17 protein-coding genes and 1 pseudogene are annotated in these 18631 nt (G+C 65.3%); 6 read left to right on the forward strand and 12 right to left on the reverse strand.

Features of this window, described 5'->3' with window-relative positions; translation table 11 throughout:
- Positions 1–195: pseudogene (locus tag H8A92_RS33580) on the forward strand (peptide ABC transporter ATP-binding protein); the annotation flags it as partial.
- 55 nt (positions 196–250) lie between these two features.
- Complete coding sequence (locus H8A92_RS33585; protein WP_229199661.1) at positions 251–1741, forward strand: ABC transporter substrate-binding protein; 1491 nt, start codon at positions 251–253, stop codon at positions 1739–1741.
- 76 nt (positions 1742–1817) lie between these two features.
- On the opposite strand, the gene H8A92_RS33590 is transcribed toward H8A92_RS33585, so the two are convergent.
- Positions 1818–2000 (reverse strand): hypothetical protein, encoded by a 183-nt coding sequence (locus H8A92_RS33590; RefSeq protein ID WP_229199662.1) that lies wholly within the window; start codon positions 1998–2000, stop codon positions 1818–1820.
- 161 nt (positions 2001–2161) lie between these two features.
- Here H8A92_RS33590 and H8A92_RS33595 point away from each other — a divergent pair, with 161 nt between their 5' ends.
- Positions 2162–3871, forward strand: coding sequence for a pyrroloquinoline quinone-dependent dehydrogenase (locus H8A92_RS33595; protein WP_229199663.1), 1710 nt, complete (start codon positions 2162–2164; stop codon positions 3869–3871).
- A gap of 88 nt (positions 3872–3959) precedes the next feature.
- Positions 3960–4526, forward strand: a complete 567-nt coding sequence (locus H8A92_RS33600) for a c-type cytochrome (RefSeq protein ID WP_229199664.1) — start codon at positions 3960–3962, stop codon at positions 4524–4526.
- 240 nt (positions 4527–4766) lie between these two features.
- Here the strand turns inward: H8A92_RS33600 and H8A92_RS33605 are convergent, their stop codons facing one another.
- Entirely contained in the window at positions 4767–5681 is a 915-nt protein-coding gene (locus H8A92_RS33605) for an ankyrin repeat domain-containing protein (RefSeq protein ID WP_229199665.1), read from the reverse strand.
- A 130-nt stretch (positions 5682–5811) separates the two neighbouring features.
- Positions 5812–6765 (reverse strand): class A beta-lactamase, encoded by a 954-nt coding sequence (bla, locus tag H8A92_RS33610; protein ID WP_229199666.1) that lies wholly within the window; start codon positions 6763–6765, stop codon positions 5812–5814.
- 99 nt (positions 6766–6864) lie between these two features.
- On the opposite strand from bla, the gene H8A92_RS33615 reads away from it, so the two are divergent.
- Positions 6865–7839: a LysR substrate-binding domain-containing protein gene (locus H8A92_RS33615; RefSeq protein ID WP_229199667.1), complete on the forward strand. Its 975-nt coding sequence runs from the start codon at positions 6865–6867 to the stop codon at positions 7837–7839.
- 230 nt (positions 7840–8069) lie between these two features.
- On the opposite strand, the gene H8A92_RS33620 is transcribed toward H8A92_RS33615, so the two are convergent.
- The 6 genes from H8A92_RS33620 to H8A92_RS33645 all read right to left on the reverse strand — a co-directional run bounded on the left by H8A92_RS33620 (position 8070) and on the right by H8A92_RS33645 (position 15676).
- On the reverse strand, positions 8070–9038 hold the full coding sequence (locus H8A92_RS33620; protein ID WP_229199668.1) for an ABC transporter ATP-binding protein: 969 nt from the start codon (positions 9036–9038) through the stop codon (positions 8070–8072).
- Complete coding sequence (locus tag H8A92_RS33625) at positions 9035–10015, reverse strand: ABC transporter ATP-binding protein (RefSeq protein WP_229199676.1); 981 nt, start codon at positions 10013–10015, stop codon at positions 9035–9037. The genes H8A92_RS33620 and H8A92_RS33625 overlap by 4 nt, the downstream gene beginning before the upstream one ends.
- Positions 10012–10929: an ABC transporter permease gene (locus H8A92_RS33630; RefSeq protein WP_229199669.1), complete on the reverse strand. Its 918-nt coding sequence runs from the start codon at positions 10927–10929 to the stop codon at positions 10012–10014. The genes H8A92_RS33625 and H8A92_RS33630 overlap by 4 nt, the downstream gene beginning before the upstream one ends.
- Entirely contained in the window at positions 10895–11851 is a 957-nt protein-coding gene (locus H8A92_RS33635; protein ID WP_229199670.1) for an ABC transporter permease, read from the reverse strand. The genes H8A92_RS33630 and H8A92_RS33635 overlap by 35 nt, the downstream gene beginning before the upstream one ends.
- 221 nt (positions 11852–12072) lie before the next feature.
- On the reverse strand, positions 12073–13863 hold the full coding sequence (locus H8A92_RS33640; protein WP_229199671.1) for a peptide ABC transporter substrate-binding protein: 1791 nt from the start codon (positions 13861–13863) through the stop codon (positions 12073–12075).
- Positions 13864–14257: 394 nt separating this feature from the next.
- Positions 14258–15676: a M20 family metallopeptidase gene (locus H8A92_RS33645; protein WP_229199672.1), complete on the reverse strand. Its 1419-nt coding sequence runs from the start codon at positions 15674–15676 to the stop codon at positions 14258–14260.
- A 174-nt stretch (positions 15677–15850) separates the two neighbouring features.
- Between H8A92_RS33645 and H8A92_RS33650 the strand changes: the two genes are divergently transcribed.
- Positions 15851–17212, forward strand: a complete 1362-nt coding sequence (locus H8A92_RS33650) for a metallophosphoesterase family protein (RefSeq protein WP_229199673.1) — start codon at positions 15851–15853, stop codon at positions 17210–17212.
- A gap of 20 nt (positions 17213–17232) precedes the next feature.
- Here the strand turns inward: H8A92_RS33650 and H8A92_RS33655 are convergent, their stop codons facing one another.
- The 3 genes from H8A92_RS33655 to H8A92_RS33665 form a co-directional block, all read right to left on the reverse strand.
- The gene (locus H8A92_RS33655) at positions 17233–17445 is read right to left on the reverse strand and encodes a hypothetical protein (RefSeq protein WP_229199674.1); all 213 of its coding nucleotides are present in this window, start codon (positions 17443–17445) and stop codon (positions 17233–17235) included.
- A gap of 376 nt (positions 17446–17821) precedes the next feature.
- A complete protein-coding gene (locus tag H8A92_RS33660) occupies positions 17822–18196 on the reverse strand; it encodes a response regulator transcription factor (RefSeq protein ID WP_229186872.1) in 375 nt (124 codons plus the stop codon).
- Positions 18193–18631 (reverse strand): S1C family serine protease (locus tag H8A92_RS33665; protein WP_229199675.1); only part of this gene is annotated, 439 nt, incomplete at its 5' end. The genes H8A92_RS33665 and H8A92_RS33660, both read right to left, overlap by 4 nt.

An 18631-nucleotide genomic window follows, 5' to 3' on the forward strand; every position in this document is an offset into this window, starting at 1 on the left:
CGCGGCGCGCAGGTGATCGTCTCGCAGGCGACGGCCGCGACCGGCTGCCCTTACGCGCCGCGCTGCCCTCTGGCCGATCGGCATTGTCGCGAGACCGCGCCTGCGCTACGCAGCGTAGGAGGCGCCCATCTGGCGGCCTGCCATCACGCCGAAGCCGTGATGGCGCTGCCGCCCGTGGTCGCCGAGGCCGGTTAGTCCTGTGTGCGGGATGACCTGGGTTGATCAAAGAACACCTCCGGGGAGCAGACCAATGTTGAGGAAATTGTGCGTCATTGCGGCGGTTGCCGCGCTCGTCGCAGCGCCGCTGCCGAGCCTCGCGCAGGGCAAGAAAGACAGCGTCGTGATGGGCATGACGCTGGAGCCGCCGGGGCTCGATCCCACCAACGCTGCGGCCGCGGCAATCGCCGAAGTCACGCTCTACAACGTCTACGAGACGCTGACCAAGATCAACGAGGACGGTTCGGTGTCGCCGCTGCTCGCCGAGAGCTGGCAGGCCTCGCCGGACCTCAAGACCTACACTTTCAAGCTGCGGAAGGGCGTCAAATTCCACAATGGCGAGCCGTTCGATTCCGCCGCCGTGAAGTTCACCTACGAACGCGCCGCGGCGCCGACCTCGACCAACAAAGACAGGAGCCTGTACCAGGCCTTCACATCGGTGACGGCGCCCGACGCGGAGACCATCGTTATCGCGTTGAAATATTCCGAGCCGAACCTGCCGTTCCTGCTCGGCCAGGCGTCAGGCTCGATCGTCGAGCCGAAGAGCGCGCCGACCGATGCGACGCAGCCGGTCGGCACCGGGCCCTACACGCTCGGCAACTGGGCCAAGGGTTCGTCGATCACGCTGGTCAAATGGCCGGAGTATCGCAATGCGGCCGCGATCAAGCTTGCCAAGGTGACGATCCGATTCATCGGTGATCCCGCCGCGCAGGTCGCGGCGCTGCTGTCAGGCGATGTCGACGCGTTTCCACGGGTCGCGGCGGCACGCAGCCTGGCGCAGTTCAAGGCCGATCCGCGCTTCAGCGTCCTGATCGGCGGCTCCCGGACCAAGACCATCGTCGGCATCAACGAGCGCAAGAAGCCGCTCGACGACGTCCGCGTTCGTCGCGCCATCCTGGCTGCGATCGACCGCAAGGCGATGATCGACGGCGCGGTCGACGGCTTCGGCACGCCGATCGGCAGCTTCTACACCCCGAGTTCGCTCGGCTATGTCGATACCACCGGCATCAATCCCTACGATCCCGAACTGGCCAAGAAGCTGCTGGCAGAGGCCGGCGTCACGACGCCGCTCGAGCTCAGCCTCAAGCTGCCGCCGCCGTCCTACGCGCGGCAGGGCGGCGAGATCCTTGCAGCGCAGCTCGCCAAGGTCGGCATCATAGCCAAGATCGAGAATGTCGAATGGGCGCAGTGGCTCTCGCAGGTCTTCACCGGTCCGCACAATTACGACCTCACTATCGTTGCCCATGTCGAGCCGTTCGATCTCGTGAAGCTGACCGAACCGGACTACTATCTCGCCTACAAGTCCGAGGCGTTCAATGCACTCTACCTGCAGATCATGGCATCGCCGGCCGAGGCCGACCGCGCCAAGCTGCTGGGCGACGCGCAACGCATGCTGGCGACCGACGCGGTGGCCGGCTTCCTGTTTCAGCCGCAATTGATCACGATCGCCAGCAAGAAGCTGAAGGGTGTGTGGAAGGAAGTCCCGCAGTTCGAGAATGATTTCTCGACCTGGTCCTGGGAGTAGTTGATCGCGTGCGGCGGAGGTCAACGGCCCCCGCCGGCGCTGCTCCTCGCCTGATGGCGTCGCTTGACGCCTAGTCTCATTTTGCTTGCTGCGATTGCGAAGGCACTTTCGGCCGGCAATGCGCGAAGGCGCTGGAAACCCCCGATATCACTTGGATTGCTGCCCGCCCGCGATCGCCGAATTTCGGATGCGCGAACCCATCCAGTTCCGGCTTCGCATTGAGCGCATCGATTGTTTTTGTGAAAGACGGCGCTAACATGGAACCCGTCCATTGATGCCTGCCGTTTATCTTTTTCCAATCATGTATTGCAGCGCAACCAACTCATGCAACGGTACGCGCTCGCTGCGGCGGCCAGGCCTCGAGGGGGAAGTAGCAAACACCATCCCTGATATTGCAACCAAGAAACAACGGGGGAAGACATGTATGTGAAAGGGCTTGCGGCATTTGCCGCCGCGGTCGGCGTTGGCCTGTTGTCGGGCGCGGCCATCGCACAGGAAGTCAAGCAGGAGAAGCAGTCGGTCCTGGGTAACGCCAATGTTTCGCCGGTGACCCAGGAGCAGCTCAACGCCGCCGACAAGAATGCGAAGGACTTCCTGCTCACCAACGGCAACTACGCCCAGACGCGGTTTTATCCGGGCAAGCAGATCGGCCGGGACAATGTGAAGAACCTGCACGTCGCCTGGATTTTCCAGACCGACGTCAAGGAATCGCTCGAGACATCGCCGATCGTCGTCGACGGCGTGATGTATGTCACGACGTCGTTCAGCCATGTCTATGCGCTCGACGCCAAGACCGGCCAGCAGCTCTGGCACTACGCCCACAAGATGGGCCCGATCACCGTCTATTGCTGCGGTCCCAACAATCGCGGCGTGCAGGTGCTCGGCGACCGGGTCTATCTGGCGACGCTGGATTCCAAGCTGCTGGCGCTCAATGCCAAGACCGGCGAGGTGGTCTGGACCACCAATATCGCCGATCCCGAGCTCGGTTACAGCGAGACGATGGCGCCGACCGTGGTGAAGGACAAGGTGCTGATCGGCACCAATGGCGGCGAGTACGGCATCCGCGGCTTCGTGCGCGCCTATGATGCCAAGACCGGCAAGCAGCTCTGGAATTTCAATACAATTCCGGAGAACTCGGTCGGCGTCTGGGCGACCAAGGACGCCACCGGCCGCGACATGCATCGCAATATCCAGGCCGAGAAGGACATGCTCGGCAAGATCGGCGATCCCTACGCCAAGCTCGGCGGCGGCGTGTGGCAGAACCCTTCGGTCGATCTCGCGACCAACCGGATCTACTTCGTCGTCGGCAATCCGTCGCCCGACCTCGACGGCTCGAACCGGCCCGGCGACAACCTCTACACCAACTCGCTGGTCTCGCTCGATCTCGACACCGGCAAGTATGTCTGCCACTTCCAGTACATCGCCCACGACGTCTGGGACCTCGACGCGGTCAGCCCGACGGTGCTGGTCGACGTCAAGGACAAGGGCGGCAAGTCCATTCCCGGCGTCATCCATGCCGGCAAGACCGGGCACATCTATGTGCACGATCGCAAGGACTGCAGCCTGATCCGCTTCTCCGAGGCGATGGTGCCGCAGGAGAACATGTGGGTGCTGCCGACCAAGGAAGGCGCGCGCATGCTGCCCGGCGCCAATGGCGGCGTCGAATGGTCGCCGATCGCGACCGATCCGGGACAGGAGCTGGCCTACGCCATCAACCTGCACCAGCCGATGACCTACCACGTCGAGAGCTCGGCCTATCCGAACGGCAAGCTGTGGCTGGGCGGCGCCTTCAAGGTGATCCCGAGCGAGAAGCAGTCGGGCAACATCACGGCGGTGAACTACAACACCGGCAAGATCAAGTGGCAGGTCAACACGCCCGAGCCGATGATCGGCGGCATCCTCGCCACCGCCGGCGGCCTGGTGTTCACCGGCGAAGGCAACGGCAAGTTCGCGGCCTATAACTCGTCGAACGGCAAGGAGCTGTGGAGCTTCCGCGCCGGCGCCGGCGTCAACGCGCCGCCGTCGAGCTACATGGTCGGCGGCAAGCAATATGTCGTGGTCGGCGCAGGCGGTAACACCCAGCTCGACTACAAGCGTGGCAACAACATCATCGCCTTCACGCTCGACTGAGCCGAAGCGGGATGCATCATCACGCGTGCAAGCATTGACGGCGAGGCGGGACCGGTTCGGTCCCGCCTCTGTTTGTTCGGATGAGCCAATGTTCGGTAAATTGATGATAGGCGGCGCCGCCCTGCTGCTGTTTGCGGCCGAGGTGCGCGCGGAGACGATCGAGGACAAGGTACAGGTCTGCACCGGTTGCCACGGCGAGAATGGCAAGCCGGTCGACAAGACCATTCCGACGATCTGGGGCCAGCAGGCCGGCTATCTCTATATCCAGCTGCGCGACTTCAAGCGCGGCGATCGCAAGAGCGAGATCATGCAGCCGATCGCGACACAGTTCGAGCGCGACGACATGCTGGCGATCGCGGAATACTTCTCGCAGAAGCCGTGGCCCGATCTCGGCCAGCCGCACGCGCCAAAGGATGTCGCGGCGAAGGCGGTCGCAGCCAGCGCATCGGTCGGCTGCCCGGCCTGCCATCTCGATCGCTTCCAGGGCGACGGTACGGTGCCGCGGCTTGCCGGGATGGGGCGGGATTATCTTGCCAAGACCATCGCCGATTTCCGCACCCGTGCGCGCGGCAACAATCCCGGCATGTCGGACCTGATGCTGGCGACCTCGCCCGATGACCTTGCCGCGCTGGTGGAGTATCTGGCGGGGCTGTGAGCGGCGCGGGCAAGTTCACCTCTCCCGCTTGCGGGCAGGGCAATCGCATATGGGCTCGATAGCTCTACAAACTCGTCATGCCCGGCCTTGTGCCGGGCATCCACGTCTTGGTTTCCGCGACAGAAAGACGTGGATGGCCGGGACAAGCCCGGCCATGACGGCGCGGAAAACACCGGTGCTAGAGCCATATGCGATAGCCTTGCCGCTTGCGGGGGAGGGGGCGCGCTGTCTTGGCGATTGCTAGCGCGGCGTCAGCTCCTCGCGCAGGGCCGACAGGATGGTGAGATCGGCGGCGTGCTTGCCGGCCTTGTCCGCCAGCGCAGCGTCGGCGCCGTGGGCCAGTAGAGCTTTCGCGATCGCCGGATGATTGCCTTCGGCGGCGATCATCAGCGCGGTGCGGCCGCGTGCATCGCGCTCGTCGACCTTGGCGCCGGCGTCGAGCAGATACGAGACGACCTCGAGCGCCTGAGCTTCCGGCACGGTCTCATCCGGGCCGGCGGCCCACATCAAGAGCGTCAGATCGTTGGCGTAGCGCGCGTTGATGTCGATATCGCGCGCCAGCAGCTGCTTGACGATGCCGAGCTGACCGCCGGCCGCGGCATACACGACCGGCGGCTTGCCGGTATCGTCGGCCTTGCGGCCGTCGGCGCCGTGCGCCAGCAGCATGCGCACCACCATGTCCCGGCCGGCATAGGCGGCGGCCGCAACCGGCGAGCCGCCGCTGCGTCCGGCGAGATTGACGTCGGCGCCGCGGTCGATCAGGCGCTGCACGATCGCGACATGGCCGCGCTCGGCGGCAAAATACAGCGCGGTCGATCCCGCGAGGTTGCGGGCATCGACCGGCGCACCGCGCGCCAGCAGCAGGTCGACCATGTCGAGATGGCCGGAGCGGGCCGCGTGGCTCAGCGGCCTGGCGCCGAGCCGGTCCCGCGCATCGACCGAGGCGCCGTGATCGAGCAGATCGGTGGCGAGGTTGATGCAATCGGCGTTGGCGGCCGCGAACAAAGTCAGGGAGATCTCGACCGCACTGAGCTGGACCTTGTCGGTCTCGTATTTGCGGATCAGCTCGCGGCACCGTGCCGGGTCGGCCGCAGCAAAGCTGCCGTGGATGTGGCCTGCAACAAACAGCGCGGCGAGGGCGATGCGGCGAACCAAGACGTGCTCCTCCGGATGGCCTGCCGAACGCATCGCCATTCGGATCGAGCGTCGCATGATCCTTTGGTGCTGCCAAGTCATGCGGTCACGCCGCGCGGCGATCTTGTGCCGCGCGGCGTTGTCGCCGCGGCTAGCCGGTCTGCCCGGTGCTCGCATTGGCAACGGCGCGCGCGACATTGGCGATCACCTCGTTGCATTTCTCCATGGGTGCGCTTGCCCCGGTCAGGTAGACCGTCACCACGATCGGCTTGCGGCCGGGCGGCCAGAACACGCCGATATCGTTATAGGTGCCACGCTCGCCGCTGCCGGTCTTGTCGCCGACCCGCCAGTCGCGCGGCACGCCGGCGCGCAGTCTTGCGTCGCCGGTCTTGTTGGCGACCATCCAGTCGGTCAGCTTCTGGCGCGACATGGGCTGCAAGACATCGCCGAGCACCACGCGTTGCAGATTCTTCAGCATCGCCACAGGGCTCGTCGTGTCGCGCGGATCGCCGGGCACGGCCTCGTTCAGCTCGACCTCCCAGCGGTCGAGCCGGCTGACATTGTCGCCAATGGTGCGGAAGAAGCCGGTGAAGCCGGCAGGCCCGCCGATCTCGCGCAGCAGCAGGTTAGCGGCTGTATTGTCGCTCAGCGTGATGGCGGCCTCGCAGAGCTCGGACAGCGTCATGCTCGATCCGACATGTTGCTTGGCCACGGGCGCGTAGGCCAAGATATCCTTGGCCTCAACCTGCACGCGCTGGTCGAGGCTGGATTCACCGCGGTCGACCCGGTGCAGCACGGCGGCCGAGGCCATCGCCTTGAATGTGCTGCACATCGGGAACCGTTCGTCGCCGCGCCGGCTGGCGCGCAATCCCGTCTCCGTGTCGAGCGCGGCGACGCCGAGCCGGCCGGTGGTCGCCAACTCGATGCGCGCAAACTCCTGCTGCAGGCGTTGCGCGGCCTCGCTTGCTCCCGCCGCAGCGCTCTGTCCCGCCGCGGCGCTCGGTCCTGCCGCGGCGCTTGGTCCTGCCGCGGCGCTTGGCCGCGGCAGGGTGCAGGAAGCCGCAAGGCCCAGTGCGCGCAATCCGAAAGTCCGTCTCGTCAGCATGTCTCGTCTCCGTTGGCGGCGCGAACCTGCCGGGCGGCGTGACGGCGCACAAACTATCATTTATACAGTGAGGCATGAGAAAAACTTGGTCATGACGCCGTGCGCCGGCATCTTCCGCTGAACGCACTACGCGCCTTCGAGGCTTCCGCGCGGCTGTTGAGCTTCACGCGCGCGGGGATGGAACTGCGCGTGACGCAGACCGCGATCAGCCATCAGGTGAAGCAGCTCGAGGATACGCTCGGTGCGAGCCTGTTCCGCCGTCTGCCGCGCGGGCTCGTGCTCACCGACGAGGGGCTGGCGCTGCTACCGGTGCTGTCAGATGCGCTCGACCGGATCGGGGCCGCGATCGACCGCATTGAGGCCAAGGGCACGCGCGAGGTCGTCACCGTCGGCTGCGTCACGACCTTTGCAACCGGATGGCTGCTGCAACGGGTCGACCGTTTCAAGCGCGCGCATCCCTATATCGACCTGCGTCTGCTCACCAACAACAACCGTGTCGACATCGCGGGCGACGGACTCGATCTGGCGCTGCGCTTCGGCGACGGCTCGTGGCACGGCACCGAGGCGATCCATCTGTTGTCCGCGCCGCTCTCGCCGGTGTGCTGTCCCGATGTGGCGGCCCGGCTGCGCAAGCCGTCCGATCTCGCGCAGGAATTCTTACTGCGCTCCTACCGCGCCGAGGAATGGCCGCTGTGGTTTGCGGTAGCCGGCGCGCCGTGTCCTAAGATCCAGGGGCCGATCTTCGACAGTTCGGTCGCGATGGCCGAGGCCGCCGCGCGCGGTGTCGGCGTCGGGCTGGTGCCGATTGCGATGTTCAACAACGAGCTGACGTCAAGCCGGCTGGTCCGGCCATTCGCGGCCGAGGTCCCGGCGGGATCCTATTGGCTGACCTGGCTGAATTCGCGGGAAGTGACGCCCGGTATGCGCGCGTTCCGTGACTGGCTGCTTGCGACGTTGCGGGCGGAGGTGAGTGAGAGCGAGGCGGGGACGGTGGAGGACGCGCCGATTGTGCGGCGCAAGCCGACAGCTAAAGCAAATGCCAAGATGAAGATTGTGAAGAGGCGCCGGCGCTAGCCGAAGCTTTATCGAGCAAGGCGCTTTGTCCCGTCATCCTGAGGTGCGAGCGGAGCGAGCCTCGAAGGATGCACGGCCCCCAAGCCGGGCCGTCGACCCTTCGAGGGCCGCTGAAGAAGCGACCACCTCCAGCGACAACGGCGAAGCCGTTGCGCGGGGGTGACGGCGAGGGAGCAGAGCGCGCCGTAGGTCGATACAATGCTCCGCCCTATCGTGCGACGCGATCCATCCTACGCCAGATGACACGCCACCGAGTGCCCGTTGCTGCCTTCCCGCAGCTCCGGCGCGGTTTGCCGGCAGCGCTCCTCGGCGATCGGACATCTCGTGTGGAAGTGGCAGCCCTGCGGCGGATTCATCGGGCTCGGCACGTCGCCCTTCAGGCGGATGCGGTCGCGCTTGGCCTTGGGATCGGCCACCGGCACCGCCGAGAGCAGCGCCTTGGTGTAGGGGTGCTGCGGATTGCGATAGAGGTCGCTGGCCTTGGCGAGCTCGACGATGCGGCCGAGATACATCACGGCGACGCGATCGGAGATGTGCTCCACGACCGACAGGTCGTGGGCGACGAACAGATAGGTCAGGTTCAGCTCGGCCTGCAGATCCTCCAGCAGGTTGATGACCTGGGCCTGGATCGAGACGTCGAGCGCCGAGACCGGCTCGTCGCACACGATCAGCTTCGGCTCCAGCGTCAGCGCGCGGGCGATCGCGATGCGCTGGCGCTGGCCGCCGGAGAATTCATGCGGGTAGCGCCGCATGTGCTCGGCTTTCAGCCCGACCTTGACCAGGAGATTGGCGACGCGGTCCTCGCGCTCGCCGGCTGAGCTCACGAGGTTGTGGATGATGAAGGGCTCGGCGAGGATCGCGCCGACCGTCATGCGCGGATTGAGCGAGGCGAACGGGTCTTGGAACACCAGCTGCATGTTGCGCCGCATGGCACGCAGGTCACCGCCACCGAGACCCGTGACGCTCTGGCCGTCGAACACGACTTCGCCCGAGGTCGGCTCGATCAGGCGCAGCACGCAGCGGCCGGTGGTCGACTTGCCGCAGCCGGATTCGCCGACCAGTCCCAGCGTCTCGCCGCGGTCGACCGAGAACGACACGCCGTCGACCGCATAGACCTGCCCGACCTCGCGCGAGAGCAGGCCGCCCAGCACCGGAAAGTGCTTCTTCAGATTGGAAACGCGCAGCAGCGGCTCGCTCATGACGCGTCTCCGAGGTGGCAGGCCATGCGATGGCCGGGTGCGATCTCGCGCAGGCGCGGCTCCTTTTGGGTGCAGATGCTCATGGCGTGCTTGCAGCGGGGCGCAAACCGGCATCCGACCGGCGGATTGATCAGGATCGGCACCGAGCCGCCGATCGCCTCCAGCCGGGTCTTGTGCTCGGCGTCGAGATCGATGCGCGGGATCGAGCGGATCAGGCCCTGGGTGTAGGGATGGCGCGGATTGCCGAACAACTCGTCGACCGGGGCCTCTTCCACCACCTTGCCGGCATACATCACGACGACGCGCTGCGCGGTCTCGGCGACCACGCCCATCGCGTGCGTGATCAGCATTACCGCCATGCCGAAGCGTTCCTTCATGTCCTGCAAGAGGTCGAGGATCTGCGCCTGGATGGTGACGTCGAGCGCAGTGGTCGGCTCGTCGGCGATCACGAGCTTGGGCCGGCAGGCCAGCGCCATCGCGATCATCACGCGCTGGCGCATGCCGCCGGAGAACTGGTGCGGGTAATGATGCACGCGACCCGCGGCATTGGGGATCTGCACCAGCTTCAGCATCTCGATGGTGCGCTCGAGCGCCTGCTTCTTGGTCACCGGCTCGTGGCGGCGCAGGCTTTCGGCGATCTGCTCGCCGATCGTCAGCACCGGGTTGAGCGAGGTCATCGGCTCCTGGAAGATGAAGCCGATCTCCTTGGCCCTGATATCGTCGAGCTCGCGGCTGGTCAACGGCACGAGATCGCGGCCCTCGAACATGATCTCGCCTTCGACGATCCTGCCCGGCGGCATCGCGATCAGCTTCAGGATCGACATCGCGGTGACGGTCTTGCCGCAGCCGGATTCGCCGACCACGCACAGCGTCTCGCCCCGGTTGATGCTGATGTCGACGCCGTCGACGGCCTGGAGAATGCCGGCGTCGGTGCTGAAATGGGTTTTCAGGCCCTTGATGTCGAGCAGCGCCATCAGATCACCTTGCGGGCGTCGAGCGCGTCGCGCAGCCCGTCGCCGATGAAGTTGATGGCGACCACCGCGATGAAGATCGCGCCGCCGGGAAACAGCGCCCAATGCGGCCCGATGTCGAGAAAGTCCTTGGCGTCATAGAGGATGCGGCCCCAGGTCGGCGTATCCGGCGGGAAGCCGAGGCCGAGGAACGAGAGCGTCGATTCGGCGATGATCGCGGCGGCGACGTCGATCGTGCCGGCGATGATCACGGGACCAAGTGCATTGGGCAGGATGTGGCGCACGACCTGGCGCACCGGGCTCGCGCCGAGCGCACGCGCCGCCTCGACGAATTCCTTCTCGCGCAGCGACAGGAACTGGGCGCGCACCAGGCGGGCGACCGGCATCCAGCGCAAGCCGCCGATCACAAGCACGATCAGGATGAAGATGCCGCCCTCCGGGCCGAACACGGCCTTCAGCCCGTCGCGGAACAGATAGATCAGCATCAACAGCAGCGGCAGTTGGGGCAGCGACAGGAACAGGTCGGTGAGCCACATCAGCGCATAGCCGAGCGCGCCGCGCGACATGCCGGCGAGTGCGCCGATCAGCGTGCCGACGAACACCGAGACCAGCATCGCGGCGAGGCCGACCGCAAGCGAGATGCGGCCGCCATAGATCATACGGGCGAGCAGGTCCTGGCCGAGATCGTCGGTGCCGAACGGATGCGCCAGCGACGGGCCTTGCAGGCCCGCCACCACGTCGATGTCGCTGATGGAGACGCGCCAGATGAATGGACCGATCACGACGGCCGCGATCAGCAGCAGCAGCAGCACGGCGCTGATCACCGCCGGCCTGTGCCGGCGGTAGCGGCGCCAGGTTTCGCGCCAGGGCGAATAATCGCGCCGTTCAGCGGAAGGAGATGCGAGGGTCAAGCCAGCCATAGAGGACATCTGCGATCAGGTTGAACAGCACCACGAGACACGCGAAGACGAAGGTCACGGCCATCACGACCGGCGTATCATTGGCGAGGATGGAGGAGATCAGGAGCGACCCGATACCGGGAATCCGGAAAATCTGCTCGGTGACGATGGCGCCGCCGAACACGGCGGGCATTTGCAGCGCAATGAGCGTGACGACCGGGATCATCGCATTGCGCATCACGTGCTTGACGATCACCTTGGCCTGCCCGAGCCCCTTGGCACGCGCGGTGGTGACGTAGTCGAGCCGGATCACGTCGAGCATTGCCGAGCGCACGAAACGGGTCATCGAGGCCGCCTGGAACAGGCCGAGCACCATCACCGGCATGATGGCCTGCCGGATCATCTCCAGCAGCCAGGGGATGCCGCTTCCCGGCACGCTGGAGTAGACGAAGGGCAGCCAGTCCAGCTTCACCGAGAAGATCAGGATGAACAGGATGCCGGTGAAGAAGGTCGGCAGCGAGAAGCCGATGAAGGCGAAGGTGTTGGCGAGCTGGTCGAACAGCGAATAGGGCCGGGTGGCGGCATAGACGCCCACCGGGATCGCGATCAGGAGCGCCAGCAGCTGCGACGAGCCGACCACGTAGAGTGTGGTCGGCAGCCGCTGCAGGATCAGCGTGTCGACATCGACCCTGCTGACGAACGAGAAGCCCCAGTCACCCTGCGCCATCGCTGCGAGCCAGTGCAGGTAGCGGAGATAGATCGGGTCATCGAGGCCGAACTTGGCGCGCAGTGCGGCCTGCACCTCGGGCGGCACGTTCGGATTGGTCGCGAGCTCGCTGAACGGATCGCCCGGCGCGAGCGCCAGCACGAAGAACAGGACGAGCGAGATTCCGAGCAGGCTCGGAATCGCGATCATCAGACGACGCAAGATATACTGACTCATGAACGGATCATCTGACTTACGCTTGCACCTTGAGCACGATTGATTTCGCTTCCCGCCGAAAAGCCGAACCTCACCGCGCCCGGCGTGCGGAGAGAGGTCGGAATTCAAGCCAACGGGTCGGCATGAAGCGCCACCCGATGACAGGCTCCACTTGAAGTCCGGGTGAGGGACTCTCCGCGAACTCAACTTTCAGCGCGCTCGCGGATAGAGCCCCTCACGGCTCAGCTTTCACGATACCAGTCTTGCAGATTGTCGGTTTGGTTGGCCCAGCCCGAGAGCGCCGGCCGCAGCGTGTTGGAGGAGGCCTCCACCGCGAGCCGATGCATCACGGGGATCATCACATTGTCCTGCCACATCAGGTCATTGCCCTTGATGTAGAGGTCGGCCCGCTTGATCGGATCGGTTTCGGTATCGGCCGCGTCGATCGCGGCATCGAATTCCTTGTTGGCCCAGCGCGGGAAGTTCGGCCCCTGCCACTTGTTCTCCTTGGTGGCGATGTTGCGCGAGTGGTAGCGGCGCATGTGCAAAGCAGGATCGGGCTGGGTCATCGGGATCTGGAACATCTCGATGTCGGCGTAGAAGTGGGCGTAGGTGTCGGGGTTGGCGACGTCCGAGGAGAAGAACACCGAGGCCACCACCGATTTCAGTTCGACGTCGATCCCGGCCTTCTGGCAGGCCTGCTTGACGATCGCCTGGGTCTTCTGCCGCGGCCCGTTGATCGATGTCTGATACAACAGCTTGAGCTTCTTGCCGTCCTTCTCGCGGATGCCGTCGGAGCCCAGCTTCCAGCCCGCCTGCTCGAGCAGCGCGCTCGCCTTCTCGACCGAGAACTCCCACTTGGTGTTCTTGGAGACGAACTCCTCGGGGCCGTTGAGATAGTTGGCGGTGGTGCGGCCGGCACGGCCGTAGATCGCCTTCTTGACGGAGTCGCGGTCGACCAGCAGCGCCAGCGCCTGGCGTACCTTCGGATCGGACAGGATCGGATGCTTGGTCTTGATCGACGAGCGTTCGCCATCGACCTCGGTGTTGGGGTCGGTGAAGTTGATCGCAATGAACTCGATATCGCCGCCGACCGCGAACAAGGCCTTGCCCTTGCCGCCCTTTTCGAGCCGCAGCAGCACTTCGTCTTCGACCTGGATGTTCCAGGCGAAATCATATTCGCCGGTCTGGATCACCGCGCGTGCCGCCGAGACGGCATCGCCGCCCCCCTTCATCTCGATCGTGTCGAAGGATGGACGGTTGGCCATATGGTAGTCGGGGTTGATCTCGCCGCGGATCAGATCGCCCGGCTTGAACTCGACGAACTTGTACGGGCCGGTGCCGACGGGTTTCAGATTGTTGGGCGCCTCGCGGGACTTGCCCCCCTTGTAATCCGCGAACAGATGCTTCGGGATGATGCAGCCATAGGCCCCGACAAAGGCATTGGCCCAGAACGGCGTCGGCTTCTTGAAAGTGATGCGGATCGTGAGATCGTCGATCTTTTCGACGGTCAGGCCGCTGTAGGTCTCAATCGAGACGGCCGCGGTCGCGGGGTCGCTGGCATATTCCCAGTTGAACACGAGATCGTCGGCCGTTAACGGCTTGCCGTCGTGCCATTTGACGCCCGGTTTGAGTTTCCAGGTTACGGTCTTGGCGTCGGCGGAAAGTCCGCCATTCTGGATCGACGGGATCTCGGCGGCGAGGATCGGGTTGAGATGACCGTCGACGTCCCAGCTTGCCAGCGGCTCGTAGAAGATGCGCGAGCCGTCCTGGTCCTTGGTGCCGGTGGCGAAGTGCGGATTGAGCAGGGTCGGGCCCTGCCACCACAGCAGCTTCAGCGGACCGCCGCCGCCGCGCTTGGTCGGCTTGTAGGGGTTCGGGCTCTGCGCCATCGCGACGCCGCCGATTGCCAGAATCTGGTTCGCCATCGGCGCGGTGAGGCCGACGGCAATCATTCGCTTGACGAAGGCGCGGCGGTCCATCCGGCCGTCCTTCACGTCGTCGATCATGCCTCTCAGATTCTTGTCGAACATAGTCCCCTCGGTCCGGCTCACGTGTGATTGCGGCGGGCCTTGGAACCGGCCGCCGTTCTGGCGGCAGATGGCACACCGAATGACCGCGAAGGTCAACGTCTCCAACGCCACAGGGCCTAGGTCTTTTGGCTATCGCTTGTGCAGAACCGCGTCGGGACGCACATCGGTTCGGCATTTCGGCGCGAAAGCTACGCTTACAGTACCTCGCAGTGCGGAAAATTTGTTCGTTATCCTTTGTTCTGAGATGCTTTTATGTCACGGCACCGCGTTTTCGCGTGAACCGGCTGTCGGCTCGCGCAAAGAAACCGCGCCAAAACAAGAAACCAGGGCCCCGCTCCGATTGATCGGAGCGGGTCCCTGGCCGGACTTCGTTTCAAGGTGGCGGCTTCGGCCCTCAGGCGATCGACATGTCCAACGGCGGTGCAACATTCGCCGGCAGCGGACTGACATAGGGCGTCCGGGTGGTGCGGTTCTTGAGGTCGGCCTTGGCGGCGGCAATCAGCTCCGGCTCGATCAGCGCCTTGACGCCCAGTCCAGCCATCGCCTTGGCGGCCTGCACCATTGCCTTGTGCGCGGCCGGCGTCTTGCCCTGCGCCACCACCTGCCATGTGTGGAAGGGCGTGCCGATCGCAACCGTCGGTGCATGGACCTGCACGGTCGGTACCACCCAGCTGACGTCGCCGACATCGGTCGAGCCGATCAGCGGGTTGCGCTTGGCGTCGATCGGCACCAGGAAATCGGCCAGCGGGCGGTCGGTCGGTTCCATGCCGATCGCGTAATAGACCGAGGCGATGTCCTTGTCGGTCAGGGTCGCGCGGATCTTGCCGGCAAAGTCCTTGTCGGCATCGTCGAAATGCGGCGGGCCGAGATCTTCCATGATCCGGTGCAGCGTCTGCTCCAGCGGGGTGTTGGGCAGGATGTTGGACACCGCGGAGATGATCTTCATCTCGACCTTGGTCTCGGTCATCAGCGCCGCGCCCTGCGCGATCTTGTGCACCCGCTCGACCAGCTCGTTCATGCCGGGCAGATCGCGGGCGCGGATCGAATAGCGCACGCGGGCATGGGCCTGCACCACGTTGGGCGCGATGCCGCCGGTGTCGAGCAGTGCGTAATGCACGCGCGCATCGCTCGGCATGTGCTCGCGCATGTAGTTGACGCCGACATTCATCAATTCCACCGCGTCGAGTGCGCTGCGGCCGAGATGCGGCGAGGCCGCGGCATGCGAGGTCCGCCCGCTGAAGACGAAATCAGCGCGGGTGTTGGCGAGCGACGGGGTCACCGCCACCTCCCAGAAACTGTGGGGATGCCAGGTGATGGCGATGTCGGCATCCTCGAAGGCGCCACAGCGCACCATGAACGCCTTTGCCGCGCCGCCTTCCTCGGCGGGACAGCCGTAATAGCGCACCCGGCCCGGCACCTTGTTGGCGGCGAGCCAGTCCTTCACTGCGGTGGCGGCGAGCAGCGCAGAGGAGCCGAGCAGATTGTGACCGCAGCCATGGCCATGGCCGCCGCTCTCGACCGGACGATGTTCGGCGATGCCGGCCTCCTGGCTGAGGCCGGGCAGGGCGTCATATTCGCCGAGGAAGGCGATTACGGGTCCGCCTTCGCCCCATTCGCCCATCACCGCGGTCGGAATATCGGCGAGGTTCTCGGTGATGCGGAAACCCTGGTGGCGCAGCTCGGCCAGATGTTCGGCGGATGAGCGCGCCTCGGTGTAGCAGACCTCGGGCATTGCCCAGACCCGGTCGCTCAATTCGATGAAACGCGGCTTGATCGCGTCGACGCCGCGCCAAACATCACTACGGTTGTCCATTTGCTCCGATCCTCGAGTAAGGCAATCTGAAGCGCAAAAGGCTAGCAGCTTGGCATGCCGCCGCCTAGCACGTGCCGGCAGACCAGCGTTTCCGAAAGTCACGTCTTGGTGTGGTTTGCACGCGATTGTGGCATGGTCATCGCATGACGCGCCCCCGCACGATACGATCCGGCCATGGATGATCGAATCCCGTCCCTGCTGCCGGCGAACCCTGGCCATCAGTTCGTGATCTATGCCGACGCCTGTTCGGGCGTGCCCGACGCGCTGCATGAGCGCACCTTCGCCTCGGTGAACAATGTGGTGCGCCGGCTGCATCCTGCGCCCGAATTCATCCTCTTCCCCGGCGACGAGATCATCGGCCTCACCACCGACGCGGACGCGCTGCGCGCCCAGTGGCGGCATTGGTTCGAGGTCGAGATGGCCTGGCTCGACCGGCGCGCGGTGCCGCTGTGGCACACGACCGGCAACCACACCACCTATGACGAGATGAGCGAGGCGGTGTTTCGCGAGGTGCTGAAGCTGCCGCACAACGGGCCGCCCGGCCAGCAAGGCCTGTCCTACTGGGTTCGCCGCGACAATCTCGTGATGGTGTTCGTGCACACGCTGTGGACCGGCCTCGGCGGCGAGGGGCATGTCGAGACCGACTGGCTGCAAGCGGTCCTCGAACAGCACAAGGACGCCAGGCACAAGCTCGTGCTCGGCCATCATCCCGTCTACCCCATCAACGGCTTCAGCGGCATCTATCAGCGCGAGATCGGCCATGAATACAGCGCGCGGTTCTGGGATATCCTGGTCCGTGCCGATGTCACCGCCTATCTGTGCAGCCACATCCTCGCCTTCGACGTTCAGGTCCATCGCGGCGTGCTGCAGATCTGCACCGCGGGCGCGGGCACCGCGCATCGGATGCCCGACGGCGTCGAGTATCTGCATTGCGTGCAGGCAGCGCTCGATCAGCACGGTCTTCGCTATCAGGTGCTCGATACCGAAGGCGTCGTGCGCGAGCAACTGGCATGGCCGTTGCCGGCCCTCGACCTCACCGCGTGGACGCCATTGCCGCGTGGGATCAGCCTTGCGCCATTGTCGGGGACGCCGGCATCCGGGACGGTCGTCGCCCTGAAATTGTCGGGCCGGACGGCTGCGGGAACCGCCGCGCCGCAAACCCTGCTCTGCACGCCAGCGCCTGACGTGATCGCACCGCTCTGGCTCGGACTGCGCGGGCCGAACCAGACGCTCACCTTGATCCTCGGGCGTGAGCGCGGGCGCAGCCCGCATTACTGGGTCGGTCCCGATCTCGGCGCCGGCAGCGATTTCGACCTCGACGTCGCGCTCTATCCGGACATGGGACCGGGCGGCGTGCTGTGGCGACGCAGCGGTGAGACGCGCTGGACTTCGTTCACGGCGATATCGGCGACCGGGCTCGAGCGATTGTCATGGCCTGCCAATTGGTGCGTCGGCCACGGCGAGGGCGGGCCGGAGGACAAGCGCTATGCCGGGCCACGGCTCGACGTCGCCGCGTCGGTCATCGCTCCGGCTTGAATGAAGGCGGCGACGAAACCCTAGTCAGGATCTTGCGGCTTCGTCCGCTCGGCACTCTTCAACTCGCGATCGATCAGCGTACAGACCCGCCGCTGCGCCAGCAGGCCGAGCCGGGCGCGTGTGGTACCGCGCTTGACGTTTCCGTTAATTTCGAATGACCAGCTCCAGAGGTCGGGTTCGGTGTTGGTGAGCGTGTATTGAATATTCCGATGACGATCGATCAGCTTCTTCATGCCGTTTCTTTTTGGTGGCTGACGATTGCATAGCCAGATCGAAGCGGCGTCTGTATCCGGACGATTACTTACGCATTTGGTCTAACACCGGTTCGTATGGCGGAATTCTCGCAAAGCCCAGGCAGATCATGCCGCGAAAATGCGAGCTGTGACTCACAGATGGCAAAACACTCACTGTCGTCCCGGGCAAGCCAACGGGTCGGCGCGAAGCGCCGCCCGATGACAGGCTCCGCGCGACCCGGGACCCAACCACAGGGTGCGGTTGTTGCGCAACGCTGTGGCCCCAGCGAGTTCCGTTACACAAGGCGGTGGTTATGGGTCACTGCTTTCGCAGGGACGACGCGAGGAGAAACCTCGACGGCCGGCAGCCCACCCCTCACAAATTGATCACCCCGCGTCGCGCCGCATGTGCGACGGCGTCGGTGCGGCCGGTGGCGTCGAGCTTGTCGAGCAGGGAGCCGACATGAAACTTGGCGGTGTGGACGGAAATTCCGAGCCGCTGTGCGATCATCTTGTTGGATGCGCCCTCGGCGAGCAGCGCCAGCACGTCGAGCTCGCGCGGCGTCAGCTCGAAGTCGCCGGCAGCTGCGGCCTCCCGGTTGCGTGCGACGATCGCAGCCGCCGCCTGCTCGCCCGGCGCGGCAAGCCGCAGGCCGGCGACGCTGCCAAGCAACGTCGCCAGCCGGTCGGCGAGCACGGGATCGTCGATCTCGAGTGCGATGACGATGTCGGGGGCAGGCTCATCACTCACGTTTCAGGCCTCTCGCCGACTGTCACCTTGAAGCTCAACGGCTCGCCGCCGCGATGGACCGTGAGGTCGACGACGCTGCCGACGCTCTGCGGTCCGAGGCCGCGCGACAGCGCCCGCACACCCGACAGTTTCTCGCCGTTGACCGCAACGATCACGTCGCCCTGGCGGATGCCGGCGGCGGCCGATGGGCCGGCCTTGTCGATGTTCATCACCATCGCGCCGATGCCGTCGTCGAGACGGACCGGCTGCAGCCCGACGCCGAGATATCCGCGCGCGATGCGGCCGCTCTTCTCGAGCTGGGCTGCGACCCGCTCGATCGTGGCGGCAGGAATTGTCAGCACGCGGCGCGGGCCGAGCACGGCCATGCCGAACGCTTCGCCCGCGGCGTTCAGCGCCAGCCCGCCTTGCTGGCTGTGCCGCAGCCGGATGTCGAGC

The organism is Bradyrhizobium acaciae (assembly GCF_020889785.1).
Lineage (GTDB): Bacteria > Pseudomonadota > Alphaproteobacteria > Rhizobiales > Xanthobacteraceae > Bradyrhizobium > Bradyrhizobium acaciae.